This window comes from Dyella acidisoli (genome assembly GCF_030160295.1).
Taxonomy (GTDB): Bacteria; Pseudomonadota; Gammaproteobacteria; order Xanthomonadales; family Rhodanobacteraceae; genus Dyella_B; species Dyella_B acidisoli.
The window spans coordinates 119,464-145,534 of sequence record NZ_BSOB01000046.1 but is presented as its reverse complement, the minus strand read 5'-3'; the positions used below and the strand labels follow the sequence as shown (position 1 = coordinate 145,534).

The 26,071-nt window shown below is 55.2% G+C and carries 23 protein-coding genes; 8 read left to right on the top strand and 15 right to left on the bottom strand.

Annotated elements, in window-relative coordinates:
- Positions 1-23: 23 nt before the first annotated feature.
- From QQJ86_RS16920 to QQJ86_RS16905, 4 genes are all read right to left on the bottom strand, one after another.
- Complete coding sequence (locus QQJ86_RS16920; RefSeq protein WP_284322145.1) at positions 24-539, bottom strand: RNA polymerase sigma factor; 516 nt, start codon at positions 537-539, stop codon at positions 24-26.
- A gap of 2 nt (positions 540-541) precedes the next feature.
- Entirely contained in the window at positions 542-766 is a 225-nt protein-coding gene (locus tag QQJ86_RS16915) for a YgaP family membrane protein (protein ID WP_284322144.1), read from the bottom strand.
- A gap of 309 nt (positions 767-1,075) precedes the next feature.
- Positions 1,076-2,092, bottom strand: coding sequence for an alpha/beta hydrolase (locus QQJ86_RS16910; protein WP_284322143.1), 1,017 nt, complete (start codon positions 2,090-2,092; stop codon positions 1,076-1,078).
- A 27-nt stretch (positions 2,093-2,119) separates the two neighbouring features.
- Positions 2,120-2,545 (bottom strand): organic hydroperoxide resistance protein, encoded by a 426-nt coding sequence (locus tag QQJ86_RS16905; protein ID WP_284322142.1) that lies wholly within the window; start codon positions 2,543-2,545, stop codon positions 2,120-2,122.
- A 114-nt stretch (positions 2,546-2,659) separates the two neighbouring features.
- On the opposite strand from QQJ86_RS16905, the gene QQJ86_RS16900 reads away from it, so the two are divergent.
- On the top strand, positions 2,660-3,505 hold the full coding sequence (locus QQJ86_RS16900; protein ID WP_284322141.1) for an AraC family transcriptional regulator: 846 nt from the start codon (positions 2,660-2,662) through the stop codon (positions 3,503-3,505).
- 214 nt (positions 3,506-3,719) lie between these two features.
- Here the strand turns inward: QQJ86_RS16900 and QQJ86_RS16895 are convergent, their stop codons facing one another.
- Positions 3,720-4,433 carry a hypothetical protein gene (locus QQJ86_RS16895; RefSeq protein WP_284322140.1) on the bottom strand — a complete coding sequence of 238 codons (714 nt, stop codon included), beginning with the start codon at positions 4,431-4,433 and terminating at the stop codon, positions 3,720-3,722.
- Positions 4,434-5,257: 824 nt separating this feature from the next.
- Here QQJ86_RS16895 and istA point away from each other — a divergent pair.
- The 3 genes from istA (at position 5,258) to QQJ86_RS16880 (ending at position 8,393) form a co-directional block, all read left to right on the top strand.
- On the top strand, positions 5,258-6,778 hold the full coding sequence (gene istA / locus QQJ86_RS16890) for an IS21 family transposase (protein ID WP_284322139.1): 1,521 nt from the start codon (positions 5,258-5,260) through the stop codon (positions 6,776-6,778).
- Positions 6,775-7,506 carry an IS21-like element helper ATPase IstB gene (istB, locus tag QQJ86_RS16885; protein WP_284322138.1) on the top strand — a complete coding sequence of 244 codons (732 nt, stop codon included), beginning with the start codon at positions 6,775-6,777 and terminating at the stop codon, positions 7,504-7,506. The genes istA and istB overlap by 4 nt, the downstream gene beginning before the upstream one ends.
- A 458-nt stretch (positions 7,507-7,964) precedes the next feature.
- Positions 7,965-8,393, top strand: coding sequence for a hypothetical protein (locus QQJ86_RS16880; RefSeq protein ID WP_284322137.1), 429 nt, complete (start codon positions 7,965-7,967; stop codon positions 8,391-8,393).
- A gap of 102 nt (positions 8,394-8,495) precedes the next feature.
- Here the strand turns inward: QQJ86_RS16880 and QQJ86_RS16875 are convergent, their stop codons facing one another.
- Together QQJ86_RS16875 and QQJ86_RS16870 are read right to left on the bottom strand one after the other, a co-directional pair.
- Positions 8,496-9,341 (bottom strand): MBL fold metallo-hydrolase, encoded by an 846-nt coding sequence (locus QQJ86_RS16875; protein ID WP_284322136.1) that lies wholly within the window; start codon positions 9,339-9,341, stop codon positions 8,496-8,498.
- A gap of 211 nt (positions 9,342-9,552) precedes the next feature.
- Positions 9,553-10,785: a tetratricopeptide repeat protein gene (locus QQJ86_RS16870; protein ID WP_345782824.1), complete on the bottom strand. Its 1,233-nt coding sequence runs from the start codon at positions 10,783-10,785 to the stop codon at positions 9,553-9,555.
- Positions 10,786-10,881: 96 nt separating this feature from the next.
- Here QQJ86_RS16870 and QQJ86_RS16865 point away from each other — a divergent pair, with 96 nt between their 5' ends.
- Entirely contained in the window at positions 10,882-11,112 is a 231-nt protein-coding gene (locus QQJ86_RS16865; protein WP_284322500.1) for a hypothetical protein, read from the top strand.
- Between the two features lie 148 nt (positions 11,113-11,260).
- Here the strand turns inward: QQJ86_RS16865 and QQJ86_RS16860 are convergent, their stop codons facing one another.
- The 4 genes from QQJ86_RS16860 to QQJ86_RS16845 all read right to left on the bottom strand — a co-directional run bounded on the left by QQJ86_RS16860 (position 11,261) and on the right by QQJ86_RS16845 (position 13,960).
- The gene (locus tag QQJ86_RS16860; protein ID WP_284322135.1) at positions 11,261-12,103 is read right to left on the bottom strand and encodes a hypothetical protein; all 843 of its coding nucleotides are present in this window, start codon (positions 12,101-12,103) and stop codon (positions 11,261-11,263) included.
- 233 nt (positions 12,104-12,336) lie between these two features.
- On the bottom strand, positions 12,337-12,885 hold the full coding sequence (locus tag QQJ86_RS16855; protein WP_284322134.1) for a hypothetical protein: 549 nt from the start codon (positions 12,883-12,885) through the stop codon (positions 12,337-12,339).
- A 241-nt stretch (positions 12,886-13,126) separates the two neighbouring features.
- Positions 13,127-13,567, bottom strand: a complete 441-nt coding sequence (locus QQJ86_RS16850; protein ID WP_284322133.1) for a DUF1761 domain-containing protein — start codon at positions 13,565-13,567, stop codon at positions 13,127-13,129.
- Positions 13,568-13,600: 33 nt separating this feature from the next.
- Positions 13,601-13,960: a YciI family protein gene (locus tag QQJ86_RS16845; protein ID WP_284322132.1), complete on the bottom strand. Its 360-nt coding sequence runs from the start codon at positions 13,958-13,960 to the stop codon at positions 13,601-13,603.
- Between the two features lie 297 nt (positions 13,961-14,257).
- Between QQJ86_RS16845 and QQJ86_RS16840 the strand changes: the two genes are divergently transcribed.
- A complete protein-coding gene (locus tag QQJ86_RS16840; protein WP_284322131.1) occupies positions 14,258-14,839 on the top strand; it encodes a hypothetical protein in 582 nt (193 codons plus the stop codon).
- Positions 14,840-15,005: 166 nt separating this feature from the next.
- Here the strand turns inward: QQJ86_RS16840 and QQJ86_RS16835 are convergent, their stop codons facing one another.
- The 3 genes from QQJ86_RS16835 to QQJ86_RS16825 all read right to left on the bottom strand — a co-directional run bounded on the left by QQJ86_RS16835 (position 15,006) and on the right by QQJ86_RS16825 (position 21,802).
- Complete coding sequence (locus tag QQJ86_RS16835; RefSeq protein WP_284322130.1) at positions 15,006-17,276, bottom strand: PA3715 family protein; 2,271 nt, start codon at positions 17,274-17,276, stop codon at positions 15,006-15,008.
- Positions 17,277-17,741: 465 nt separating this feature from the next.
- Positions 17,742-19,787 (bottom strand): hypothetical protein, encoded by a 2,046-nt coding sequence (locus QQJ86_RS16830; protein WP_284322129.1) that lies wholly within the window; start codon positions 19,785-19,787, stop codon positions 17,742-17,744.
- A 1,040-nt stretch (positions 19,788-20,827) separates the two neighbouring features.
- Positions 20,828-21,802: a hypothetical protein gene (locus QQJ86_RS16825; protein ID WP_284322128.1), complete on the bottom strand. Its 975-nt coding sequence runs from the start codon at positions 21,800-21,802 to the stop codon at positions 20,828-20,830.
- Between the two features lie 488 nt (positions 21,803-22,290).
- Between QQJ86_RS16825 and QQJ86_RS16820 the strand changes: the two genes are divergently transcribed.
- Positions 22,291-22,824, top strand: coding sequence for a TlpA family protein disulfide reductase (locus QQJ86_RS16820; RefSeq protein ID WP_284322127.1), 534 nt, complete (start codon positions 22,291-22,293; stop codon positions 22,822-22,824).
- A 59-nt stretch (positions 22,825-22,883) separates the two neighbouring features.
- Entirely contained in the window at positions 22,884-23,837 is a 954-nt protein-coding gene (locus tag QQJ86_RS16815; RefSeq protein WP_284322126.1) for a leucine-rich repeat domain-containing protein, read from the top strand.
- 179 nt (positions 23,838-24,016) lie between these two features.
- Here the strand turns inward: QQJ86_RS16815 and QQJ86_RS16810 are convergent, their stop codons facing one another.
- Entirely contained in the window at positions 24,017-26,053 is a 2,037-nt protein-coding gene (locus tag QQJ86_RS16810) for a M13 family metallopeptidase (RefSeq protein WP_284322125.1), read from the bottom strand.
- Positions 26,054-26,071 lie beyond the last annotated feature (18 nt).

The following is a 26,071-nucleotide window of genomic DNA, read 5'->3' as shown; positions in this document are numbered from 1 at the left end:
CGCATAGGCGACTGTTTGATGGGTCAGCCAAGAAGATATTCGCGGGTCAATTGGCGAGCGCGATGAAGGCGACTCTTTGTTGCTGCGCGCGATTCACCAAGTTGTGCAGCGATCTCATTGATGGTCAATTCTTCAATGTCACGCAGCATCAAGATCTCCCTGTAGTGCGGCGGCAGCGATTCGAGTGCCGCCGCCAGGTCGTGTCGCAATTCCTCGGAGGAATGGACAGAGAGATATGTTTCGGCTCGTTCGTCATCCCACGGATCGACACGTAGGGCCTTGCGCGCCATGCGATGACACTCATGCCGTACAACCCGGAACAGCCAGCTAGACAGAGCGGCCACAGCGCGAAGCGAACTAATGCGTCGGGAGAGAATGATCAGGCTCTCCTGTATGGCATCGTCCACATCGGAAATCATGCAGGTGCGCTGAGCATAGCGGCGGATGTCCGGTTGGCACAGAGCCAACACCTGGTTGATCGCATCGGCATCGCCGGCGCGAGCATCCTTCAAAAGGACTTCATGGCGCGCGAGGTCCATCGTTATGAGTCCTTGGCCAATCGACGACCAGCCAGTGCGCACGCAGGGCAGAAACCGAAAATACCCGACAGTGCGAAACCAGCACCACTAGCGACGACGAGCCAGTTCCACGGCTGGTTTAGTAGAACGAGGCCGACGGCGATGATGGCTGCGGATACGATAATCCGGACCACGCGTTCCCAGGTAGGAACATTCTTGACGTAGAGAGCAGCACGGATGGTGGACATGATGGATTCCTCAGGGAGGCAAGAGGGACATTCCTCAATCCCTAAGAGGACGCTGGAAGCAAAAAGGATTCGCGGTCCAACTAATTTTTGTTCGGGTACCCCACAGGGGGCCTTCGCCAGGCCACTATGGGCCGTCCGCCTTTACGGAACACTATGTAAAATCAAATAGTTGGGCGATCTTTGCCGGGGTTGGATGAACGACCGATATGGCCAGCCCGCCCGTCGTATCCAGGAACGTCTTACCGCGAGTCCCTGCAAAACCATTGCCGCGCGACCAACGGTGCGCGGCAATGGCAATACACCTTCGACTTACTTCTGAAGACGCATCTTCAACTCTTCGCTTGCCTGATGGAGTGCCGCACGGGTGGCCGGAATATCGGACAACACGTTGAGCAAACCGAAATCGTGAATCATGCCGTTGTAGCGAACGGATACGACATCCACGCCAGCGGCATCGAGCTTCCGCGCATAGGCTTCGCCTTCGTCACGGAGCACATCGTTGGCAGCGGTCTGGATCAGTGTTGGTGGTAAACCCTTGAGCTGAGCAGAAGTCGCTTGCAACGGCGACGCATAGATTTCCTGGCGTTGCTTAGTGTCCGTCGTGTAGGCATCCCAGAACCACTTCATCATGTTCTTGGTTAGGAAGTAGCCATTCGCATACTGGTTGTAGGACGGGTCATCGAAGCTAGCGTTCGTCACCGGCCAGAACAGCACCTGGGCACGCAGCGTGGGACCATTATTGGCTTTCGCCATCAGCGCAACGACTGCAGCCATGTTGCCGCCCACACTGTTTCCGGCAACGGCAAGGCGCTTGCCGTCCACTTGAATATCCGCACCATGCTCGGCAACCCACTTCGTGGCCGCATACGCCTGGTTGATCGCCACGGGGTAATGGGCTTCCGGCGACGGGTCATAGTTGACGAATACCGCGACAGCGCCGGAATCGGCCACCAAGTCACGGACAAAGCGCTCGTGCGTTGGGAAATCGCCCAGCACCCAGCCGCCACCGTGGAAGAACATGAAGGCAGGCAGGACGCTCTTCACGCCATGAGGGCGCACGATGGTGAGCTTGATCGGCTTGCCATCGGACACGATGGTTTTTTCGCTTACATCGGCCGGCGCAAGGTGAGCGCCCTTCTGGGCATTCACCAATACCTGGCGTGCATCAGCGGGAGAGAGCGTTTCGAGCGGCTTGCCGCCTGCTTTTGCAAGTGTGTCGAGGAAGGCCTGAGTGCCGTGTTCGACGTAAGTATCCTCTGCAGCCATCGCACCGCTTGCGGCGAGCAAAGCGATCGAAGCGGCAAGAAATGTGGATTTGAGTTTCATGATGGTTCCTTCGGAAAGCGCGTTTGATCAGGAGAGGCTCAAGCGCACATCGATGTTGTTGCGCGTGGCGTTCGAGTACGGACAAACAATGTGAGCCTTCTCAATCAGCGCTTGTGCGATATCTTCGGGCAGTCCCGGCAAGCCGATGACCAGCTCGACTTCGATACCGAAACCGGTAGGAATGACGCCGATACCGACGGTGCCCGTGACACTGGCGGCATTCGGTAGCGTGATCTTTTCGATGGCCGCCACAAATTTCAGCGCGCCGAGAAAGCAGGCTGAATAGCCAGCCGCAAACAGCTGCTCCGGGTTCGTGCCCGTGCCGCCGGCACCGCCCAGCTCCCGAGGTGTGGACAACTGAACCTTCAAGACGCCGTCCGAAGACATGGCGCTTCCTTCACGGCCACCCGTGGCGGTGGCCTGAGCGCGATACAGAATTTTCTCGATCGACATGATGCTTGCCCTTAAATCTGGAAGTGATTGCCCTTGTTTGGCACGGGCAATGTAGGGCTGGATTCAGGACTATGGATCACATAAAGTCCGAGAAATTTAACTAGGAGTGCTTTTTTGGCTAACCTCTGCACCGATCGTCTTGATGCGCTGCTGAATCACTTCCCGGTTCGGGCGCGGATGTTTCAGTCCGGTGCCTTATGCGGCATCACGGACTTTTCTGCGCCACCCGAAAGCGGACAAATGCACCTGATCCGGCGTGGCGGGATGGAGGTTCTTCATCCAGGACGTCCATCGCTGCAGGTGGAAGCACCGGCCCTGCTGTTCTATCCGCGTCCGATCTCTCGCCGCTTTGTGCCGGACGCACAGTGCGGCATCGATTTGGTATGCGCAGAGCTTCGTTTTGAAGGTGGCGCTGCAAATCCAATCGTAAGCGCCTTGCCGGATTTCGTTTACCTGCCACTCACCAGCGTCGATGGAGCGCAGCCGGTATTGGCATTGCTTTTCGAGGAAGCGTTTGGTGACAACTGCGGCCGACACCCATTGGTCGATCGGTTGTTTGAGGTGGTGCTGATCCAGGTTCTGCGTCATCTCATGGAGAACGGCCAGATTGCTGGTGGCATGTTGGCAGGTTTGTCGCACCCCAAGCTGCGTAACGCATTGGTGGCGATGCATGAGAAACCCGAACAGGACTGGTCGCTGGAGTCTCTCGCTCGCAGGGCAGGCATGTCGCGCAGCATCTTTGCCAGCACGTTTCGTTTGTCCGTGGGGTGCACGCCTGGTGCGTATTTGCAGAGTTGGCGGATAGGGCTAGCGCAGCAAGCGCTCCGTCAAGGCCGGCCGTTGAAAATGATTGCTGTAGAAGTGGGCTACGGCAGCGAGGCCGCGCTATCGAGGGCGTTCAAGCATCAATGTGGCATGACGCCCAGGGCATGGAAGCAGACCTTTGCGGTGGATAAGTAGCGTGCCAGCCAAGCCAGAATTACGAGACCGCAAGGCTAGCGCGCTGAGATTGAAATCAAGTGATCGGCGCGAGTTCGCTGAGACCTAATATTGGCTCCTGCGGTTGGCAGTTACGCACAAGTGAAGAAGGTTGCACTCAAAACGGAGTGCCCCCGGTTCAACAAGCCAGTGTGATCGAAGCTGCCACATATAGTGGCGTAATTCACAAGCTCGATTATTTCGAATGTTTTCTCCCGCCTGTTATCGGAAGATGGGGGTCCTTGTTGTTTCGTAGGACCGTGATCATTGCGATCTGCATGTTTTTTATGTTGAGGTCATTCGAGTACGTAAAACCTCCATATTCCCTGGACCAGAACGACTCCTTCAGGCAATCAAAAAGATCGAGCCAACAGGCGCGCAACCAGCTATTCGCAATAAGTACCCATGGCAATATTTCGAATGCACATAACATGGGAAGGACATGACCTGGAAAATGGCCGATAACCTGTGCCTCTCGGCATAGGGCAAGAAGAGCAACCAAGGCATCCAGTGATCGCTCGTCACGAATTTCGAGGACCTCATCGCGTTTAAGTGGATACCGCGACCACGTTTGTGGATCACGCGCGTCCATCTGAACAAATAGTCTTGCCCGTAAGATGGGTGGGAGCTCCGTCATGATCTGCCGGACACGCTCTAAAGGTATCAGCGGTTCCGTAAGCAATTCCCAAAGCGCGTGATCACGAAAAAATTGCAAAAGCGTCTTTGTCCCAACCACCTTCTCGATCTTTTGAATGGTTTGATCAGTCATGACGGAAGGCGCATCCGTGGCTGATAGAACTTCATATCTCCGATACTTTCGCGTCAGGATGTTCTCTTGCGAAGCCGTGCGTCTTTTTTTATCGATGATGACCTCCAATTGATTGTTAGAGACGGTTCCGAACAGTTCCATTAGACCCTGACGTGTTGCAGCCGCTTTACAACGTGCCAGTCGAAGTAGTTGGGCCGAAGGATCACTGGGGGAGAGATTTGGGATCATCGGGAAGCGCTACTTTATCGTTGTGGGGCTCGGTGGGGGTACTGAAGTCATCAACTCTGTCCCCCCTTATCGAGTTCAAGTTCGGTTCGATAGCATTCGGCAATCACCGTCTCACGCCAAGCTACCATGCAAAACAAAGTGTCACGCCAGGTCACACTCTCTCGCATTAATGAGCTTGAGGAGCAACTGCTCCGGCTGTATGGGCCGCTCATTACAGGCGCCAATTTAGTGAAGTGTCTGGCCTATCCCTCTGCATCGGCCTTGCGACAAGCGGCTTGCCGCGGCGCACTTCCGGTGCCAGTGGTCACCATTGAAGGTCGCCGGGGACGTTTCGCGTGTGCGAAGCACGTGGCGGCCTGGCTAGCCTCGACAGAACTGTCTGCCAGCTATGGCGAAGCCACTGCGGGTATCGCTGCTGGAAACCCTTCTTAAAAGCGAAAACGCTTCTTTACGCGCCTTCAACTACATCGTTCGGGCGTAGGTTGCAGGCGTCCTGGCGCTCCTTTGTCCACTTAGTTATCACGCCTGGAAGGAGGATCTATGGCTTAACACCCTTCATCACTTGCTTTTCCTCGGGTCATCAACGCAAAAACCCGACGAACAGAGTTCGCCGGGCTTGAGATGCAAAGTCGTGATGGGCTTGCGTCTCCGATTTTTGCGCTCTTTTGGCCCTCTGTCAACAGTGCTCACCAAGCGCTGCGGATTTGGTGTGCCTTGAACAAAGAGATGGGAGATATATGGCTGAAGATCTCAGGCTGCTCGTGCAGACAGCCCTCAATACGTCCACTTCGCCGACAGATGCTGCCGAATTTGTTGGCTGCTCGCCGGTCACTATTCGCCGATATCGACGAATCGCGAAAGAAAAGTCGCTTAACTGGAGCATGCTTCATGGTCTCGACGACGCATCATTAGATGCCACCTTCAACAAAGATGTTGGTCGAGCTATTACCAAACGCATGCCCGATTACGCAGCATTGATACAGGAACTCAAGAAGCCTGGCGTGACGAAGATGTTGCTCTGGGAAGAGTATCGCGAGAGCGATCCGTACACCGCGTACAAGTACGCACAGTTCACTCATCACTGGCGGGATTATGAAGAACGCAACGACTTGACCATGCGGATGTGGCACCCACCTGGGCGAAGCGTGTACGTCGACTATTCAGGGAAAGGACTGCAGTTTTTTTGCAGGGAGCGCAATCGTCCCATTTCGGTCCAGATATTTGTTGGCGTGCTGGGGCACTCAATGAGGATCTTTGCGCATGCGACAGAAACTCAGCAATCGAGTGACTTCTTGCTGTCTCACGCAGAAATGTTTCTGTACTTTGGGGGTGTTCCCGAATTTGTTGTCAGCGACAATCTAAAGGCAGCCGTCATCGGTGCGGGAGCGCGACGAATCAACCCCCAATACACGGCTTTCGCCGACCAGTACGACGTACTAATCGATCCAGCCCGTCCGCTTCGGCCCCAGGACAAATCCATGGTAGAGAATGCGGTCCGCATTGTTCAGCTTTGGGTTCTTGCCAAGCTGCGAAACATGCAGTTTTTCTCTCTGGAAGAGATCAATCGATCGATACGGATCTACCTAGATCTACTCAATGCCAAGCAACGCCGCCGAACAGGCGAAAGCCGTGACGCAGTTTTTGAGCGAGAAGAGAAGCATCTTTTGCGTACGCTTCCTAGCATTCCCTATTCACCCGGCACGTGGACAGGAAAGATACGCGTTGACAAGACCTATCACGTCGCGGTGGACGGCAGTTGGTATTCCGTTCCGTACGACTTAGTTGCCAAAACCGTCCGTGCGCATGTGAGTGAAAAAGTGGTGGAGATTTTCCTGGAGCGAAAACGTGTTGCCACACACCGTCGTTCTATCGTCACGGGGGAAACTGTCACCGAGCCCATGCACTGTCCCTCAAACCATCGTATTTATCACCTTCATTCGGAGAGCGAACTCAATGCCTGGGCGAGCACTGTCGGCAAGGCGGCGGCAAACGTTATGCATGAGCAGTTTCGGCGCAGCCGCCCTCAGCTTGGCATCCCCAACGGATCAAAACTGATGGCACTTTGCGAGCAATACGGCAAGGAGGCATTCGAGTTGGCGTGTGCTCGAGCCGTGGAGATCCAGGCGCTTTCCTTCAGTACGGTGAAATCGCTTTTGCAGTCAGGCCGGTATCGTGAGCCTGAGGATCCTATCGTGAACGACGTTCCTGCACACAGCAACATTAGGGGCGCGGACTACTACAGGGAGAAGACTCCATGATCATTCAAGCAACCGAAGACAAGATCCGCGGCCTCCGATTGCCCGGCATGGCCCAAGCACTGCGCAGACAACGTGAGTCTCCCTCGATCCAGGAGTTATCGTTCGAAGATCGTCTAGCGATGCTAGTGGACGCAGAATACGTCGAGCGTGATACCCGTAAGCTCAATCGCCTGATCAAAGCAGCAAAACTCAAATACCCCAACGCAAGCATTGAGGCGATCGACTTTCGTGCGAGTCGGCAGCTCGACAGGTCGAAACTTGACTCGTTGGCGCTCTGTGATTGGGTGACCACGAGCCAAAACCTTATCCTGACCGGTCCCTCTGGCACAGGAAAGACCTGGTTAGCGTGTGCCTTTGGCGTGCAGGCCATGCGGTCAGGATTGACTGTGCAATATCACCGGGTCTCCAATTTATTGGATGAGCTCGACTTGTCGCGTTCCGACGGACGGCTGCTTCGCCTTCGATCGCAACTCAAGCGTATCGACGTCCTCGTCCTTGATGATTGGGGTTTGGTTCCGATTCGAGCCGGATCGCGGCAGGAGCTTCTTCAATTGATCGAAGATCGCTGCGACACACGTTCGACCATCATCACCGCGCAACTCCCCACCGACAAGTGGCACAGCTACATTGGCGAACCGACAATCGCGGATGCCATCCTGGACCGTCTTCTGCATGCTTCGCACCGTATGGAACTCAAGGGTGACTCGTTGCGCAAGAAGGCAGTCTAGACTCAGACGAAGCGAAGGCTGGGACATCCAGCCTTCGCTCTCACTTCACAGACACGTCTAGAACTGACCTTCGTCGTCCATTAGCTACAGTTTGCCCCCTGTTCGCGCGTTGCACGTTGCTAGGGTAACGAGGCGCTCTGACCAAGCTGCGTGATGCCAAACAGCATGGCGATAACGACCAGCAGTTGCGATCATATCCAGCGGAGGTGTTATCCAACAGCGGGCATGATGCTGACCAGCAGCGAAGGACACATAGTCAGCGACGTAGAACAACTACACCAGCATCGCCACTCGACGAATGACGCACATAAGAGTCCACCATTCGGAAGCGAGATGAAGATCGTCACTAGCGTTTAGCGAACTTCGTCCGTTTTTGTTTCGCCTTTCGTCTCGTTTTGTTTCTCCGGACCATCCCCACCATTCGCTAACGGACATCGGCGCCCGTTTTGGAGTCCTCTATGAAACGCCTGCTCATTGCCATGACCACCGCGCTCGGTCTTGCCTGCGTCGGCAGCACCAGCGTCGCCCAAAACCAGACCCACGCCACCAATTTGCCAAATTTCACCGTTACCGCACCAGCGGGCCAATACGAGACCTACTTCGTCAACTTGCCCACGGGTTACGGATTGGAGGCCTTGGTCGGCAACACGCACAGCCAGTACGTACAAGCGGAGCGAGCGGCCGAGAGGTCGGAAGCCCTACGGATGCAGGGTACGGCCTCGCAGCCGTTCGTCGCTGTGGCTATCGACAACTCAGCCGGGCCAGGCGTGGCGAAACGGTTCCTGCTGAACGACTCTGTCCAAAACACGGTTGCCATCGTTGACGTGTATTGCAAGCGGGCCGCACCGGAAGGCAAACGGTGTCGGTTGGTTTCCCGATCGGTTTAGGCCAACGTCTAGCCAGCGTCTGGTCTCGATGCACAAGCAGCAAAGGGGTCAGCAAATGACCCCTTTGCTCACAAGGTCCACAGGTTCAGGAGTGTGGCTCGTTTACACCGCAAGCCGGAACGCTGCACCATCGCGAACGACGCGGCCGGCAGTGGGAGCGGCGAAGTGGGTGCCGATGACAAGAGTGGGCCGATCGGCCCACTCGGCGAAGAGACGCCAGCGGGTGAGCACGGCGGCGTCCGGATCGCTGTCGCCGAACATCCAATCAGGGTGCGCTAGCTGGCACGGATGATGGGTCATGTCGCCGGTGATCACCGCGCGCTCACCCTCGGACTCGATCATCACGCTGACATGGCCCGGCGTGTGGCCGATGGAAGGCGTGAGCCGGATCTCCGGCGAGATCACATGGTCCAGCTCCACCAGTTGGACGAGGCCCGCGTCGAAGACCGGCTTGATGCTATCGCCGAGCATCGTCTGCTGCTCCTCGTCATCATAGGTGCGCCAGAACTCGTACTCCTGCCGACCGATGAGGTAGCGTGCCTTCGGAAAAGTCGGTACCCACTTGCCGTTCTCGAGCATCGTGTTCCAGCCGACGTGGTCGACGTGCAGATGCGTGCATACCACGGCGTCGACGCCATCGCGCGACCAGCCGGCCTCGTCAAGATGTTGCAGAAACGGCGTCGCCAACGGCTCGCCACCAGTGATCTCGCGCGGGCGGTCGTTGCCTACGCAGGTATCGACAACTAGCCTCAGCCCCGGCGCTTCGACCAGCAGCGCGTGCACGCTGAGCTTCAGAATGCTGTCATCCTCGCTGACGAAGTGCGGATAGAGCCACGCCAGCTTGCGCAGCTCCGCCGCCGTGGCCTGCCGCACACACTCGACCGGCACCGGCAAATCCATCTCAACAATGCGAGTGATCTTCACCCGGCCCACTTGCCAGCTCAGCATCGCGCTCGCCTCTTCGCAAGGTTCGACCTGACGGAAGTTTAGGAGCCCGCGGCTCGGGTTTAAAGCAGATAAGGCGGTTCCAGGTTGACTCCTTATCGATCTGATCGAAATCGTGGATCGGAGTCATATTGCAAAATGAGCCTGGAACCGTTCTTCGGAAAATCCCACTCAATACGTGCGAAACCGTCTGCTTGCAACCTGGCGTCGCTACCTATCCTTGCCCCGTTTTCTCCGGGTGCTTGGCCAGATAGGCTCGCATCTCCGCCACCTGCGACTTGAATTCGTCCCGATCGCCAAAGTGATCGATAAAGTAGTGAATGGTCTCGTAGCGCCCCGGCAAATCGTGGTCCATCAAATAACAGGATCGCACGATATAGCCGTCCGGATTTTCGGGGTGGCTGCTGATTAATCGATCTGCCAGCGCTTTGGCTTTTTCTGGTTGATGACCAGCATGGTTATACAGATCACCCAACCAGGCCATGGCCTTCTGGTGGTCGGGATCACGCTGCAGAATGGCCTCGTATGTATCTTCGGACTCTTTCACGTGGCCCGTTTGGTTGTAGATATTCGCCAATGCCAGCGCAACATCATTGTTGCAAGGGAAATGCTGCGCCACCTGCAGAATGCTCTCCAGCGCACCCTTGGGATCACCAAGCTTCATCATGAGCTGCGCTCTCCATCGCAGCACATCGGGGTCGGTGGGATGAAAGCGCAACGATTCGGAATAGAGCTCAATGGTTAGGCGAGGATCTTCGTTATACGTCACTTTGGTCAAATCATTGATACTTAGGTAACTGACGTTGTCATCCACAGCGTCCGGAACCTTTTGCACGTATTCGAAAGTCGCACCGCCACAATTACACGTGGCGGAATAAACTGCAGGCAGAGAAGTCACCATGCGCAACAGCGGATTGCGGGCCACCAGTTCTTCGGCTTCTCGCTTCTGCTCTCGCTCGCCGCCGAACATATGGCCCCATTTCGGCTGCGCCTGGTTCATCATCTGACTGCGAATGGCGTAGTTCGCCGGATCAACTTTCAATCCTGCTTTGGCGGCTTGATACATGTTGCCGCGATCGCCAGTGAGCGCAGAGGCATACATCATCGAACGATAAGCTGGCGTTGCAGTTGGCAGGAGCGATATAGCTCGACTCAGCTCGTTGCGAGCCTGTGCCAACTGCTCCTCCATGCCTTCTCTCTGGCTGTCGGTCAGGTCGTCGTCCCAACCGAATCCTCTTGCCTGCTGGGCCGCGTCGAGATACTGCATGCCGCTGGCGATCAAAGCAAAAGCGCTATCCGGTGCCTGCTGCTTCCATTGATCGACAAGCTTACGAGTGCTCGCGTCGTAATGATCAAAACCTGCTGCATAGAACGCAGCATCGAAGACACCTGGTTGCGAAGGATCATGCAACTGCGCATCCAGATAGCCCTGAAACGCCTTGTCCACGTCGCCAGCTTTGCCCTGCGCCAAGAGTGCGGTGATGTCGGCGTGGGAAAGGCTATGCAGGTTGCGTAGCTGACAGTAAGCACGCGTGGTGTCATCGTGCCAATGGGCCCCCGGCAGACTGGGGTAATCCAGGCAACGCTGCAACGGATCGGCAATATCTTCAGCCTGGTGAACTGCCGCCATGAAAGACCCGTAATCCGCATCGGCTTGCTGGACCTGATGGCTATGGCGCCAATTAACCCACGCACGAAGCACCAAGAGAATCGCCAGCACAATCAGAATCAGCGCAACGGCCAAAAGTCGCCGATCGCGCGGCTGTTCGACTAGGCCAGTCCGGCCTACACCTTCACGATTGCCTTCCATACATTCCCCTGTCCTTAAAACTATCCGTAATCTAATACGCGGCTTGACTGTGGCGAGGCTACCCCAGTTTTAGGGCGGCCGCAGCCGCCCTTATGCAAGCATGTAATTTTTATCAAACGGCGGTTGCTTCAGCCGTTCCCGCTACGATGTCATCGCTGCACACGTCACGCCATAAGTGATACATCACCCCGAACATCGTCGTGAATACCGCGAGAAGCAAAGCAATATAGAGCGGAATAATCAGCACAAACACTACCCATGGGCCCACGAGCTTGCCAATCAGGGCGAGCAGAAGGGCAAATATCCCAAAGCAGAGGGCGACAGCGATCCAAATAAGGACAGAGCCCACTGCGAGCATGAGCAGCGGCAGCAGGTTCTTCAGTGCGCCGATCACGCCATCGCCAACTGCGCCGAACACGCTGCGGTTGCCAAGTGTCACCTGGCCAAGACCGATCGAATAGAAACCCATCACGAAAATACCGAGCACCATGATGAGTAATACGGCGATCCAGAAACCGTCGGGTAATGTTGCCGGTGGGGGTTGATGATTGGCCTGTGCGGTAAGCACCTCCATGTACCAGTGGGCGATGCCGCCGCCGGTCGCCACGATGACGATGGCCAACATCGCCAGGTAAATCGCCATCATCGCGACCCCGTAGCCGACAATGCGCAGTGCTTTACCGTCTCGATAGGGCTTGAAGACATCGCCTACGCGGGCGGGAAGCCCACGCTCTGCTGCATCGGCCAGCTGCAGGTAGCCGGCGTAGAGCGGCAAGATAAGCAGACCGAACAGCATGGATATCGCCATGATCCAACCGAAAATGGTCGGCGGTAATGGCGTGCCCGAATGCAGCGAATGAAATTGCATGGGCAGTGTAATGAACGACGGAATCAGCGCCGCCAGCATCACAAGAACTGCGCCACCGAACAGTGGCTTGGGATGGCGGAAACCCATACGAATGCCACGATTCAGCCAGCCAAAGCCGGCTGAAGGCCCTCTGGAACGTGTTGCCATGATGTCACTTCCCTGACGAGCGGCGCCCCCGCGCCGTGTGGGCCAAGCATAGCAGGCTCGCTGGATCAGCGGCCGTGGAAAGAAAAACGGGGTGGAGGTGGAAAACGAGACAGAGGTAGTTGAGCGAAATTAACTACCCCAATCTCATTTTCTAGGTTGATGATGAGACGTTTCTAATGAGTAACGATGCTGCGATTTCCAAGCTGCTTTAGATCAGGGGCCTGATCTTGCTGGCTGACGCTTGCCGAGGCCGCGACTTTGGGAGCATCGACGAGATATCCGTTGATCACCACATTAAATGCCAAGAATGTCGGCGTGTAGCCTGCGAACGCTGGCCCTACCATCAACGTATCCGCATAGATGGTTGTCGGATAGGACGCATAAAACTGTGTTGGATCAACAGCGGAAGGGTTGGGTCCAAAGTAGCTGTAGTTGAAGCTGCCAGCGCCAAGCTTTGAGGCAGCAACGACGATGGGCTGCACATAAGCCCCGGCCGTTTGTGCGGCACCTGAGAGATTCACACTTTGGACAATTAGTCGTTTTCCAGTCGGAATGTTGATGGGAGTGAAGACAAAATTGTTGATGTTGATTTGCACGGTGACTTCAAATGCATCTTTTGTAATATCTGCATTGGTCTGTGCGTGCACATTCGAGGGTTGGAATGTTGCAAGTGTGCCGAGTAGTACAAAGATGCCGGCGAGAACGCTGCGACTGATTTTCATATAAACCTCCTAGGTTTAATGAGCGGTGTGACGATTCATTTCGAACGAAATCACCTACATTGACGCAACAAACGGGCGCAATGGTCCCGCCAATATCGCATGGCGTCAACGTGTAACACTCTTGATACAGGTTGCCTCCCACAGTGCGAAACACCGCGCCAACACGGGCGGTAAAGCGGGGTAGGGTGCCTTTCAGGAAATGATCCCGCTGCTGCCTTCTCGCGAGTTTTGTGCCTTCAGATCAGGTCTGTTTCGATGCAAGAGTTAGGCGACGTGTCGCTGTGATGATTATGGGCATCACCAGCATTTTGATGAACCAGTCACCTGCATGTATGAAGCTCAGAGCCCAGGGCTTGTCATCCCATAAACTCGCACCAACAAGCATCACGACGGGAAATCCAAGCCATACCAAGAAGCCGAGAGCCGCAGCGCTGGTAAGGCGATTGATTTTGAGTTGAGCGGTGAGATAGGTAAGCACGTAGGCGACGACGATTTCACGCACGATATCCACCAGAGGTTTCCACGGAGCGATATATGCGTTGGGTTGGACATGCAGCCATTCGCTGCGCAGTGCAATCCATGGACGGCCAAATAGCATGGGGCTATACCAGATGCTGCTTATCAACATCGCAGCCACCAGTGCGGCAGCCATAGGCAAAATCGTGCTCTTGACCACGTTCATAGCGTTCAAACTTTCTTAGCCATGGATCTAAAGTCAGCCAGCGCTCTGTTCTAGGAAAGGCCGCACTTCAATCGGAAGCCCGGTCGCTTTGACCAGTTTCCGAGCCCATTCCAGTGCCACATCCAGATCGGGAACTTGGACGATCGTAAGGCCAGCGATATATTCCTTCGATTCCGCAAACGGCCCATCAATCATGTGCGTGTCCCTGCCGTGAGGCCGTAACAGAGTGGCCGTGCTTGGCGAATCCAGGCCACCCGAGAAGATCCAAGCCCCAGAGGCTTTCATGTCCTCGCGGATGTTCCGTACTTCCTGCATGATCTTGTCCAGCTCGTCGCGCGGTGGCATTTCGCCATCTGCGCCAGGCTGATAGATGGCGAGCAGATATTTCTTCATGGTGGTCTTCTCCCTATCGTGGACGACAATTCGGGCTACTCACTTATCTCGACGAATGACACGGGTCAAAACCGACAATCGGGTTGGGGGAGGCGCAAGGTCACTGGCCGGACGATGTTCGTGCCATCAGTGTGTTTGCCGTAATAATTTGCGCGCCTATGTCACGCCATCTCATTCTGGCAAGCTTGTCCTCTCACTAAAAAGAACTTGACTGTTCTTTGATGCACAAATAAAGAAGTTTGGTGTCTTTTCCTGTTCCGTAGCGATGGCACTTTCAAGGCTTGGAGAGAGTCAGTTATGACCATGCGTACACGCGCTCTGTTGGCAACGGTGATGCTGTTGGCCGGATGTGCCACCGCCCCATCCATCACGGTAAAACATCGCATTCCCCACGGAGGCACTGTTGCCGTGGTGATGTTCGAGGACTGCAGTATCGCTAATCAGACGGATTGTGACGGTTCCGGGGCGAATGCGGGTTCCATCTTTGTCCGCGTACTTTCGCAAAAGCCTGATCTGCACGCCGTCTCGCTGCCAAGGCCCGTTGGAGCCAAGGCACAGCTCGCTGACGATGCGGCGATCGCGTATGCCAAGGCCAAAGGCTACCGATATGTCATAAACGGCGAGGTCCAGGATTACCACCGCGCGGGGCTCGTGGCGTTTCACTCAAGCCGCGCAAGTATCGCGTTGCGTGTTCTAAGCACATCCAACGGGCAAGCGATAGCGAGTTATGCCTATCAAGAGGATTCGACGACTCATCTCACGACGCCCGACGAAATGTTGGAAGACATGGCGAAGCAGCTCGGCATCGCCATCTTCAATGAGCCAAAAAAACAGCGGCAGGGTAATTTTCTAATTTACAAGGGAAATGGCGGCGGCTGAATTAGATGGATCGTTGGAATAGAAGAGAAGTAGGCTGAGGTGCCTCCGCGTTTTTAGTCTTTCAGGCGAAAGGTCGATATTTACGGCGATTTTGTTTCAGAGCGTATCGTCATCCCGACCTTCGCCGGGATGACGGCACGATACTTTATCGCGTCTCACCAGCTCATTACGTGTCCTCTTTCACCCAAGGGTAGCGAACACCATCAAAGTGGATCGTGCTGGTTTTAGACGAAGTGGATGAACATTTCTTCGGTTGACCGTCTTCGCTGTTGGCATCGACGGATGTGCTTGTGGATAGCACAATGTCAGCCAATCCGTGACTTGTGCCTTTGCCGATGGAGACTTTCGTTTTCGAACTACTTACCGCATTTGGGCATGCATCGGTGTCCGCGGAGCGCTGCACATCTGCATTGATGCTCAGGATTTCTTTGAGCTGCTGACCATCGACCAGATAGAGCGTGAGTTCGGTAAAACTATATGCGCACTGATAGCAGTGTGCGCCGTGGTCGATCCGAATGCCGAATGCACGCTGGCCAGGCGCAAGAATGTATCGGGCCGTGTCGATAGTTAGCGAGTCGAACATCACCGCATCGCTTGGGATGGCTTGGGACTGATGCGTGTGCGCTAGGATGGTATTCGTAGCGAGGTCGATGCTGACGATATCAAGGTCGTAATCACCGTCGGTATTCTCTTGTGCCTTACCTGTCGTTTCTTCACCCGCACGATAGGTAAGTGCAACGATGGCTTGACTGGTGTTCGAAGGGTCTTTCCGGCAATTGCTATGCGTTCCTTCCCAGAAATCTTCCTGGGTCGTAAAGTGCAGCGCTTTGGCGGCGGCAACGATCGTGCTTCGATCGCAAGCGAGGGGATCAACCTTTGGCATGTGTGCTGCCACTTCGGCAGCCTTTGCCTTGATTTGCGCCAGCTTGGCTGCGTCGCGTGAGGCGATGCCCGCGCAAAGTTCGAAAGGGTCGGCGGCAGTGTTCTTTTTTGCGTGACACGCATCGGCTACTAGATCAAGGGCGTGATCGCGTACTTCACCTTGGGTCATCAGTGCGGCTGCAGCTGGTTTTAATGGCTGCATGAGACGGGCGCGCTCTGCGTCCGTAGCCTGAACCAATTGAGCTAGATCCAGGCTGGGAGACCGACCGCAATCACCGTGATTCAGCACTATGTTTTCAACGACAAAGGCCTTCCAGAAATCTGGCGTGCCTTCGCTGAAGCTGTCGCTACCGATTTCACAACCGTGTCGCATCGCATAGGCGACGCCCGCTTTGGCCATCGCGTCGGCTACGCGCTCCTGCTGCATCGGTGTGATCCATTGCCATGGATTGGCGAAATAGCGATTCTCGGTCAGGTGACTAGCGCTCATGTATTCCAAGCGGTGCAGTTCCAAAGCCAAAGCCACGGCCTGGACCACCGTCTTGTCCAGTTCGCCGGCCGGCCATGCCTCAGGATGTTTCAGCAGTACGGGGAGTTTCATCGTTAGGAAAAACGTGCGGTGCAATATTTCCTCGCGCGCGGGAAGCACTTCCTCGCGCGTCAACCTGCCCGTGGAGGGCGTGGGTCTCGACGGCATGGAGATAGGTGTATCCAGCGCATAGGACGGCTCCATGTGCTTGATGACATCGGGAAGCTTTGAACTGTTCGGGTCGAGCCCATAGAGCGCCTGCAAAAGTACCACGCAGCTATCCGCGCCTGACCGCGTGCAGCCGTCTTGAAGCACTTCATCGGAAAGCTTCTGGATGAGAATTTTTCCCGCTTGCGCAATGACTGACTTGGGCGGGAGATCGCTTGAGAACATGCCGGCCTCAGGCAGGCAGCGACTCATTCCATCCCAGCCGATGCTATTGGACCATTGCCACGCTGCATTTTTGACCGAGGTCAACACAAGAGGATCGCCCTGCGCATTCCACACGATCGTGGGAAAGCAGTCGACAACCTCGGCCATCGCTACAGATGTGGGAGACCAGGTCGCGTCGAGGTCGATGCGTGTCGGACTTAAGTATTTGGGGGGAAGGTTTGCGGAGGGCAACAGGCGCCGCCAAAGTTCGACTGCGTCGGACGGTCGTGTGAAGGTGAGCAGATCCCAAGTGGCGGCTTGATCAATCAGCACGTCGCGGGCTCTTTCGGGAATACTGCCGAAGTCCGGCATGGTCAGCATCGCGAACATCTTCTCCCGATTAAGCGCTTTCCATGCTGCCGGTAGCGGTATGTCCGCACCAGTACGTGGCGCGCTGACTACGGCATTGGCTTCTGCCACGATAGCGTCGAACTCGGCCTTGGACAGCGCGTCCGCGCGTAATGGCGTATTGGCGTTGATTTGCAGCGGCGGCGTGGCGGCGAGCAAAGGCCCGCACATGCCTACAAGCCACATCGCTGAAATGCATGCAAACCAGGCGCAGATTGCGCCAGACGCGGTAAAGCGCTTTCCCATATTGCCCCCTTTTCGCCGCACATCATCGCGACGATCCGCCGATATCTTACGATGACCCAGCCATTCATAGGGGGCTTGTCGCCGGGCATTACGTGGCGAAATAGGGGCACGTAACTCGGCCGCTGTGGTTATCGAGCAACTGGGGAGAGGGCTGTTAAAAACTGGGGATATGTCAGGGACGGAAGCAGCTAACGGTAATTAGCTACCTCCATCCCCCTGACACTATGGCTGCATGTGCAGTGAAATGCTCTAAACAAAGCGATTAGTAGTAGAGCGTCACCGTCGCTGGTGACAGCGCTGCTCCATAACCGCATTGCGGGGTCAACCCCGAGGACAGGTTGGTAAAGGTCCAACCCGGGTTGGAGTACTCCACAAAGCTGTCGTTGTGGAGACGAAGGCAATTAAATTACTTTTGTTGCCTCCGTCCCATTTTTTTGGGTTTTCAGACGGCTTTTGATGCCTGTATTACTGGACGTCAGCGTATATGACCGCCAGAGTATTTGCAGACGTCAAAGGCTTGCCTCCCGTTACGTCCTGCACATAAAACGTTGTCCCCTTCGACACCCACGTTCCTGTGACCGCACTTCCGGCAGCCCCACCGCCAGAGAACAGGGTGCCATTTGGCGAATTCATGTGGATTTCAACAGTAATCACCGAAGGCATCTCCGTCGCGTCCCAATAAACGGTAGTGACCGCGAGACCTGACGAGTTGCCAGTCATTGGATTGGGGTACGCATAGGCCACTACATTTTTGCCGCTCGTGAAATTAGAAATACCTTCGCCGTACCAATATCCCTTGGCGGTGGGGGCAGTATATGAAATCGTGCCCCATGTCGCAGGAAAATTGTCGGTGGACGAGCTGTATGTTGTCGGATCCGCGTAGTTGATAGAAGTGCTTGGGTAGTGCCACGAAAAACCGGAAGGCAACGTCCCAGGAAATGTTTTTGTTCCGTATGCAGTAAAAGAAGTTTCAAACAAATCGTAACCCGAGTCTCCTAGCGCTGGTGGCGTGCCGTCTGACAACGTGTCACTTTCGAACCATTGCACACCCGCTAGCCCACGCTTTGCGATCAACTGCTGCATGTACTGGTAATACTGGTTGGTATAAGGATTCGACAGCTCATCCGTATTTGCCTCACCTATGAAGACTTTCTGCGGAGAGATGGTGTAGTCGTTGGGATAGTCAGTGGTATCCGCGTGAACCACTGCATCAACCATCACATTCATATCAGCTCCAGCATTCTGCAGCGGGTAACCAGCGCCGCCGTAACCCTCGATGCCAATCAAATCAGGCATCGAATAGCCGCTTCCCGGGGCAAACCAGGACTTGAAGTCCTTGATAATTGGGACCATGGCGGCTGCACCAGGGCTGTTCGGAGAGCCAATTAAATACAGACCAGCAAACGCCGTGTTTGATCCATTCCAGTGAACCAAGTTGTAAAACCAGTTCCAGTACTTATCAAAAAAAGCTTTGTGCGTTTCTATGCCTTCGCTTGACACAACTTCAGGGTTAAGTTCTGGCGCCAAAATGAAGCCAAGCACGCGAGGATCCTTGTAGTAGGACCCAATCGGACCGTCAGTTAGGCCGATGGTGGAAAGCTCCGTAGTCATCACGCCGCCATACATTGACGCTGGGTCAATCAGGCTGTGAATGTAATTCAGCGCCCCATCCGTGGTCGGGGTCACATCATACTGATCAGCCAAGCCATTCCACGCTGATCGACCGTCTGTACTTTCACGATAGAGAGACGGAATGATGACAAATATCACCTTTAGATTATTTGCTGCCGCGATACGCAGAACAATTTCCTGTCCAACTGCAAACTGCGGTGATGGATGATTGACGGGGTCGTAGGAGAAGCCGCCCCCGTGCTGGCTCTCCCAGCCATCGTTGTCCGGCAAAGGTACTGTAATGGTGTCGATGCCCGAAGCCCTTATCATCTGCATTTCATTATTAAGCGACCAAACCATCTGTTGGCGCGGGCTGGGGCTGCCAGTGTCGTCTGCAAGTGCCGCCCAGAACGAACCAAGGGATATGTGAAAATAGACCGAGTGAAATGCCGCGGGCTGACTGGGTAAAGACGGAGATCCCCGAACAACGGTTAGTGGTCCTGCAAACTGATAGCCAGCAGTCGGACTAACGACGTAAAACCGAAGTCCTTGTGTCGTCAACAAGCCCTGCAATGTCGGATCGTTGATTCTGAATGACAGTGCTCCATTCACTGAGCCGGGTAAATAGGTGATGTTCGGCGGTTGCACGGACGCCAGGATATTGGAGCCTGTGGTGGAACGTATGTCCACGTAAGTATTTGCGTCGTAGTTTGCACCGTACAACAAGATGCCGTAATTGTCGTAGTCAACAGTCTGCCCCGACACAAGAGTGGGAGCTGGGGCTGTTGTCGATGACGTTTGATGCGTTGTATTCAACGCACGTGAGCTCTGCGCCGTATTCGTGGCACATACCGCTAAAGGTAACAACAAAGCTATTGCTGCCAATAGAAAATTACGCATGTTCATCTCCTTGTGTAAAACACTGACAAAGCAGGACAGCCGGCGGCGGAGGTAATTAACCCTGTTAACTACCTTTGCCCATCTTTCTGGGGAAACAATTTAGACGCCGGCATTAACCTCGGAGAGGCTCCAATGGGCCGCACTCAATGCCGATTAGCGTCGTCGAAGCTATGAAAGGGTCAATGATCACTCTTCCGGCATCATTGATATAGATACGTACTTTCACTGTCGAAGGGTCTTTGAAAGCAGCAACCTCCTTGGGCGACTGGGACTTGTTGAACGATTCCATCTTGATGTCCCCGAGTCGCATCTTTTAGGAATGTTCGATGTCTGCACATGGCACAACGTTCGTCACGTTGTAGAAATAGCGGATCTCACCAGTTCCCTCGCAATCAAGTTCCTGCAGCTGCCCGAACTTTGATAGGAAAGATTCGGGCGCCTCTTTGGCCCTTTCATTGATTACCAGAACTTCGGGGACCATCGCCTAACGTCAGCAGGTGGGCACTTATTCTTGCGTCGTTTGCTATCGACGAATCCCACTAGAGGGCGGTCCATCCAATTTTTAGGGGTGCCATCAATCCTGAACTGGCCTACTAGTGACTCATAGTCATCTAAGGAGATAACCATGGCGTAGTCGTTGATCGATGCGTATCGCACTTCCCAAACCGGCAGGAGCGTCGATGCGACGCTCTTTGGCTGTGCTGACATGATTCGTCCCTGTTGGCGGTTTGTCGGGCCGCCGTTCGATCTAGTGTGCCACACATGGTTGGCGGGTCTAGCAGTTCCTTTGCGTTCGCGGGGCTTGGCGCTCACTTCGCCCCATGGGATGGGGCGATTGTCATATGGCCTTCATGTAGCCCGTCAAAGAACACGGGCGGGTATATACGGAATCAGGCTCGCCTTTTGCGACATGCTCGCTCATAAATGAACCTGACCAGAAGTGGCCGTGGCGGCGAGACGGAGGTAGCTACCGGTATTTAGCTACCTCCATCCCCTGACACTATGACTACATGCGCAGTGAAATGCTCTGATGAAAGTAATCAGTAGTAGAGCGTCACCGTCGCTGGTGACAGCGTTGCCCCGTAACCGCATTGCGGGGTCAATCCAGAGGACAGGTTGGTAAAGGTCCAACCCGGGTTGGAGTACTCGACAAAGCTGTCGTTGTAGAGCTCCAAATCATAGAAGGCGAATGAGCCACCCGCGGGGAAGTTGCTGCACTGATAGACGTTGTAAACCTCCAAGGCGCCGGCAAAGGCCCAGTTGAAGGTCTGCCCCTGGCTCGATGTGCCCATCAGTTCCGAGTAGTTTCCCGTGGTCAGATCCTCGGTGAGCACATCCCATGAAGTGCACGAGAGTGTTCCCGAAGCACAGTTATCCCACATGTAGCCGGCGATCTTGTCTCCGACATTGACTCGGGTCGGTGTGGCCTCAAACACAGTGCCGCTCACGCAGCAATTCCAACTGGCGATACCCCACGCGGAAGCATAGTCGGAGTTCCAACCCAGCACCGGCTGAAGGATCGTCACAACATCGTTGTAATCCTCCAGGCCAGGGAAGAGATAAATCGTCTGGCCGTTATTGACGCTTGGCGCTGATGGGACGTTCCAGTCGGCTCCTAGCTCACCGTAGGAGGAGCTTGTGGCGGTGCTTGCATATTCAATCCAGGCATGGCCGATCGTAGGTGGCCTTACACCCCGCATACCTCGCTCATCGCCCACCACCTTTTCTCCGTTGGGCTTGAAATGCGCATACTGGCAAACAGGAATGCTATCGACGCGTGCATTCGCATGCTGGATGGTTTTTTCATCCCTCCGTAGAACATCTCCCTTTGCCAAATGCACAACGCAGCTTGGATGGAAGTAGCCTGCAGGCGTGATGACATAGTTTGCTGGAACGTTCGCTGGACGGTTGGGTCCAGCCGGCTGCAGGGCCTGAGCTGAGGTGAGGCCTGCAAAGAAAAGCACAATGATGCCGATGAGATGAAGCAGTCGAATGTTGCATGATGCGCGGAACATGACATTCTCCTTGAAGTTTAGGGTTTGGCACGTGGTGCTTTCCAAGGGAGCCGTAGTCGAAGTCGTCTTGCCCGCCCGGTTTCATGAGCGGAGGGTGGTTTGTGTCACGCATTCGTTTTCCGATACTTCGACAGCAAACTGGCTCTCCCACGCCTCGCTTTTGCGACGTGAGAATGTGCAGCTATGGATTGCCCCTTTGCTTGTTCCGGCACGCAGGTTTGTGCCGGCCTTACACGTTCCCCTTGGAAGGGCGGGATTTTGAACTTGATTGCGTAAAGAAATCACCGATGTTCGGTGAAGTGTGAAAAACGGGGACGGGTTCACTTATTAAAATCACCCATACGCTCTACAAGGTAGGCGGCAAATAGGTCCACCCATTGCAACGACATGTCAGCACATGCGAGAACCTGGCCCCGATTGTCATGGTTATGACAAATTGAAACGTCTTACGATGCTCATAATCTGGTGCGAATTCAGGGGGGGAAAGCATGCCGGCCTTTCTTAAGCGCTGTCTGTTTGTCATACCGTTATTGTTGTCTGCGGCCGTGGCACAAGCCGGCGTAGCCGTCGGTGATACGCCGCCAGATCTTTTGGGTAAAACCCGTGCGGGCGATGTCATCCATGTAGGCGATATGCACGGCAAAGTCGTGGTGATCGCGTTCTGGGCGTCATGGTGCAAGTACTGTCAGCAGGAGTTGCCTGTCCTATCGGGCATCCAAAAACTTGTCAGCCCACAGCAATTGCAGATTGTTGCTGTGAACGTGGACGATCACGATACCTTTCTCAAGCTCAGCCGCGCGCTGGGGAAGGTAACGCCGAACCTGATTTATACCTTCGACAAAGGGCCTGTTTCGAAGGCGTACGGTGCAGACACTATCCCGCGCACTTGGCTGATCGATCGCGATGGCAAGGTGGCCTATGTACATGTCGGCTACGACGACGACACGCTTCATGACCTGGCGGACGAGATAAACGGTTTATTGGCAAAACCCGCACAGCCGGTCGCGTCGCCGTCGTCATGACAACAATAAAAACGGGGCAGAATACCTAACCCTTCAGACGGTTCGCGTACGGTGAGGCGATGGATGACAACCGTAAGGCAGCAGAGAAAACCGAGCGTAATCGTTCCTTCGGTCACGGCCGGGATTCGTTTGAGCCCCTAGATCCTGAATGCACGTGGGTTGCGGTCAGGTTGCCGATGGCGCCCGCGGATATGGAAAAGCTAGCCAGCCTGATCGAAGGACGTCGTGACGTTACGCTTCACTTCCACACCTCGCCGTGGAAGGACCTTGAGTTCCTCAAGTATTTCCCCTTCGTGGCACGCCTGAGCGTGGATTTGTGGAGCCTCGAAGACATCAGCGGATTCTCGTATCTGCCAGGCAATCTTGAGCGCCTCAGTTTCGGCCGCACCCAAAAGCGGTTCTCGTTAACGTTCTTGCAAGACATGCCTGCGCTTGAGGCACTTTCTCTGGAAGGCCACACGAAAGACATCGCCAGCGTTAGTCGCCTCACACGATTGACTTCGCTCGGGCTGAGAGGCATCACACTACCGGATCTTTCTATGCTGGCTCCGCTACGTGAGCTGACCAGCTTAGGTCTCTTGCTCGGAGGTACGCGGGATCTTGCTCATCTCGCGGAACTGCCCAAGCTGGAGGCGCTCGACTTGCTGCGGATCAACAAGCTTGACGATCTGTCCATCCTTGCGAAGCTCACTTCTCTGAAGAAACTCGGTCTCGATTCGATGCGCAACGTAACATCCTTGCCTAGCCTGGATGCCCTGACGCGTCTCGAAGAAGTGACTCTCGAGACCATGAAGGGCCTCACCGAGCTAACCGCGGTAGCTGCGGCGCCCAGTTTGCGTCGGCTCACTATCGCGGGCATGCCGCAGCTGGACGTCGACGCCTTCCGTTGCCTGGTCGGTCATCCGAGCCTGCAAGAACTTCGTCTGTGGAGCAGTCTTGGGGGAGCGGTAGGCCTCAAGAAGTCGGTGCGTGAGGCCGTCAGGCAGCTGTTGCCGAACGTCACTAAGGCCTGACACCAGCGCTCCGAACGGCAGCTACATTCGTTTGCCGGCGTTCGGCGTGGCCTGGTAGATGATCACGCTGGTCGATTGATTCAAAACGGGGCCAGATTCACTGAATGAGGAGACGAGTTCTCGCTCAAATGATCTGGCCCCGCTTGTCGAACTTGATAGCCGTTGACCTTCGTCGCTCTCTACCAGATCACACAACGATCCGGCTTGATCATCGGACTTGGCGGAACGATACCGAACACCTGCTGGAATTCCGGCAGGTTCGCCAGCACACCGTTAGTGCGATAGATCTCTGGCGGATGCGGGTCGGTAGTGACGCGGGTCTTTGCCGTTTCCGGACGGGTGGCCATGGCCCAGGAGTGTCCGTAGGCAATAAAGAATTGCTGGTCGGGTGTGAAGCCGTCGATGGTATTGGCGTGCGCGAATGCGGGTTGAGCGTGGAATGCGCGTAGAGCTAGAAGTAGGCCACCTTGGTCGGCGATGGCTTCGCCAGTTACCAGTTTGCCTTGGACATGCACGCCGCCGTCGACAGTGTATTGCGAATATTGGTCGGCAATGCAGTTCACAGCGGTCTGGAATTTTTTCAGGTCCGACGGTGCCCACCAATTTTTCAAATTGCCGTGCCCGTCGAACTGAGCGCCTTGATCATCGAAGCCGTGTGTCATTTCATGACCGATCGTCGCGCCGGTGTTGCCGTAGTTCACCGAATCCGGCCAGGAAGGATCGTACAGCGGCGGCTGCAGCACACCGGCGGGAATATTGAGGTTATTCATCGATGGGTCGTAGTAGGCGTTGACCGTCTGCGGTGTCATGTCCCAATCGCTACGATCGACGGGCTTGCCGATCTTGGCCAGTTCGCGCTGTTGTTCGAATGTGGTGGCGCGCATCACGTTGAGCACATAGGGGCCGCGATCGACCTGCAGCGCGGAGTAGTCGCGCCACTTATCCGGATAACCAACACGCAGCTCCATCATGTCGAGTTTCTTTATCGCCGCCTCGCGTGTGGCTGGCGTCATCCATGCGAGTGTCTTAAGGTCTTCGCGCATCGCATCGCGGATCTGGTTGACCATCTGCGTTGCCGCCTGTTTGTAGGACGGCGGGAACTTCTGCTCCACATACATCTTGCCAATGGCGAAGCCGAGGGCCGAGTCCTCGGCCCTCAAGACGCGTTGCCAGCGTGGCTTCTGTTGCTTTTCGCCAGTCAGCACGGAAGACATGCGGAAGTTTTCATCGACGAACGGTTTCGACAGGTATGGCGCGTAGGTCTGCACCAGCTGCCAGCGCAAGTAGGTCTTCCAGTCGTTGAGTGAGGTATGCGTTAGCTCTTTATTTACCGTCTTGAAGAAATCCGGAGTGGCCACGTTGAGGCCTCGGATTTCAGGATGGCCGATTCCGGCCATCAAATCTTGCCAATGCAGACGCGGCGTCAGCGTGTTGACGCTCGCCACATCCATCGGATGGTAGATCGCTTTGGGGTCACGCATCGCGACATCGGTCATGGAGCCTTTGGCAAGGCTGGTCTCCAAGGTCATGACGGACTTTGCTTCGGTTTCTGCAAGCGCTGGGCTATCGCCAAGAAGCTGGAAGGTGCGCGCAATATGTTGGACATATTCCGCGCGGATTTTCTCGCTGCCATCGCCACTTTGCACGTAAAAATCGCGGTCGGGTAGGCCGAGTCCGGCCTGCATGGCTATCGCGATGACTTTGCTGCTGTCCTTGTAATCCTGCATTTGCATCAGTGCCAGCGGAGCGGAAACGCCGATCATCTGCAAATGTGCAAACTCATTCGGCAACTGCTCGACCGCGCTGATGTTTGCGATGCGATCCAGTTCCGGCTGCAGCGGCTTGATGCCTGCGCTATTGATAGCCGTTTCATCCATGCCGCTGGCGTAGAAATCTCCCACCTTTTGCTGAGCACTGCCTGGCACCGCCTTTGTGTCCTGGCTGGCTTTCTCGACCATGTCATGGATAAAACGCTGGTTCTGCAGATCAACCGCGACATACGCGCCCCATTCGGAGCGGTCAGGCGGAATCGGATTGGCCTTGAGCCAGCCGCCGTTGGCGAAGTGAAAGAAGTCGACATCGGGCTTTACGCTGCGGTCGAGCCAATCCAGATATTGTCCATCGGTACTGTTGAAGTTAGGAGGCTGATCGGCAGCCAGAACGCCCAGCGGGCACAGGCACAAGGCAGCAAGAATGGCCTTTCGAATGGACAACATCGCTTCCTCTCTCTCATT

Excerpts from the sequence above, each read along its gene's own strand:
- QQJ86_RS16920 (WP_284322145.1), bottom strand. The coding sequence starts at position 539 with ATGGACCTCGCGCGCCATGAAGTCCTTTTGAAGGATGCTCGCGCCGGC.
- QQJ86_RS16915 (WP_284322144.1), bottom strand. The coding sequence starts at position 766 with ATGTCCACCATCCGTGCTGCTCTCTACGTCAAGAATGTTCCTACCTGG.
- QQJ86_RS16910 (WP_284322143.1), bottom strand. The coding sequence starts at position 2,092 with ATGAAACTCAAATCCACATTTCTTGCCGCTTCGATCGCTTTGCTCGCC.
- QQJ86_RS16905 (WP_284322142.1), bottom strand. The coding sequence starts at position 2,545 with ATGTCGATCGAGAAAATTCTGTATCGCGCTCAGGCCACCGCCACGGGT.
- QQJ86_RS16895 (WP_284322140.1), bottom strand. The coding sequence starts at position 4,433 with ATGGAACTGTTCGGAACCGTCTCTAACAATCAATTGGAGGTCATCATC.
- istA (WP_284322139.1), top strand. The coding sequence starts at position 5,258 with ATGGCTGAAGATCTCAGGCTGCTCGTGCAGACAGCCCTCAATACGTCC.
- istB (WP_284322138.1), top strand. The coding sequence starts at position 6,775 with ATGATCATTCAAGCAACCGAAGACAAGATCCGCGGCCTCCGATTGCCC.
- QQJ86_RS16880 (WP_284322137.1), top strand. The coding sequence starts at position 7,965 with ATGAAACGCCTGCTCATTGCCATGACCACCGCGCTCGGTCTTGCCTGC.
- QQJ86_RS16875 (WP_284322136.1), bottom strand. The coding sequence starts at position 9,341 with ATGCTGAGCTGGCAAGTGGGCCGGGTGAAGATCACTCGCATTGTTGAG.
- QQJ86_RS16860 (WP_284322135.1), bottom strand. The coding sequence starts at position 12,103 with ATGGGTTTCCGCCATCCCAAGCCACTGTTCGGTGGCGCAGTTCTTGTG.
- QQJ86_RS16855 (WP_284322134.1), bottom strand. The coding sequence starts at position 12,885 with ATGAAAATCAGTCGCAGCGTTCTCGCCGGCATCTTTGTACTACTCGGC.
- QQJ86_RS16850 (WP_284322133.1), bottom strand. The coding sequence starts at position 13,567 with ATGAACGTGGTCAAGAGCACGATTTTGCCTATGGCTGCCGCACTGGTG.
- QQJ86_RS16845 (WP_284322132.1), bottom strand. The coding sequence starts at position 13,960 with ATGAAGAAATATCTGCTCGCCATCTATCAGCCTGGCGCAGATGGCGAA.
- QQJ86_RS16840 (WP_284322131.1), top strand. The coding sequence starts at position 14,258 with ATGACCATGCGTACACGCGCTCTGTTGGCAACGGTGATGCTGTTGGCC.
- QQJ86_RS16835 (WP_284322130.1), bottom strand. The coding sequence starts at position 17,276 with ATGGGAAAGCGCTTTACCGCGTCTGGCGCAATCTGCGCCTGGTTTGCA.
- QQJ86_RS16830 (WP_284322129.1), bottom strand. The coding sequence starts at position 19,787 with ATGCGTAATTTTCTATTGGCAGCAATAGCTTTGTTGTTACCTTTAGCG.
- QQJ86_RS16825 (WP_284322128.1), bottom strand. The coding sequence starts at position 21,802 with ATGTTCCGCGCATCATGCAACATTCGACTGCTTCATCTCATCGGCATC.
- QQJ86_RS16820 (WP_284322127.1), top strand. The coding sequence starts at position 22,291 with ATGCCGGCCTTTCTTAAGCGCTGTCTGTTTGTCATACCGTTATTGTTG.
- QQJ86_RS16815 (WP_284322126.1), top strand. The coding sequence starts at position 22,884 with ATGGATGACAACCGTAAGGCAGCAGAGAAAACCGAGCGTAATCGTTCC.
- QQJ86_RS16810 (WP_284322125.1), bottom strand. The coding sequence starts at position 26,053 with ATGTTGTCCATTCGAAAGGCCATTCTTGCTGCCTTGTGCCTGTGCCCG.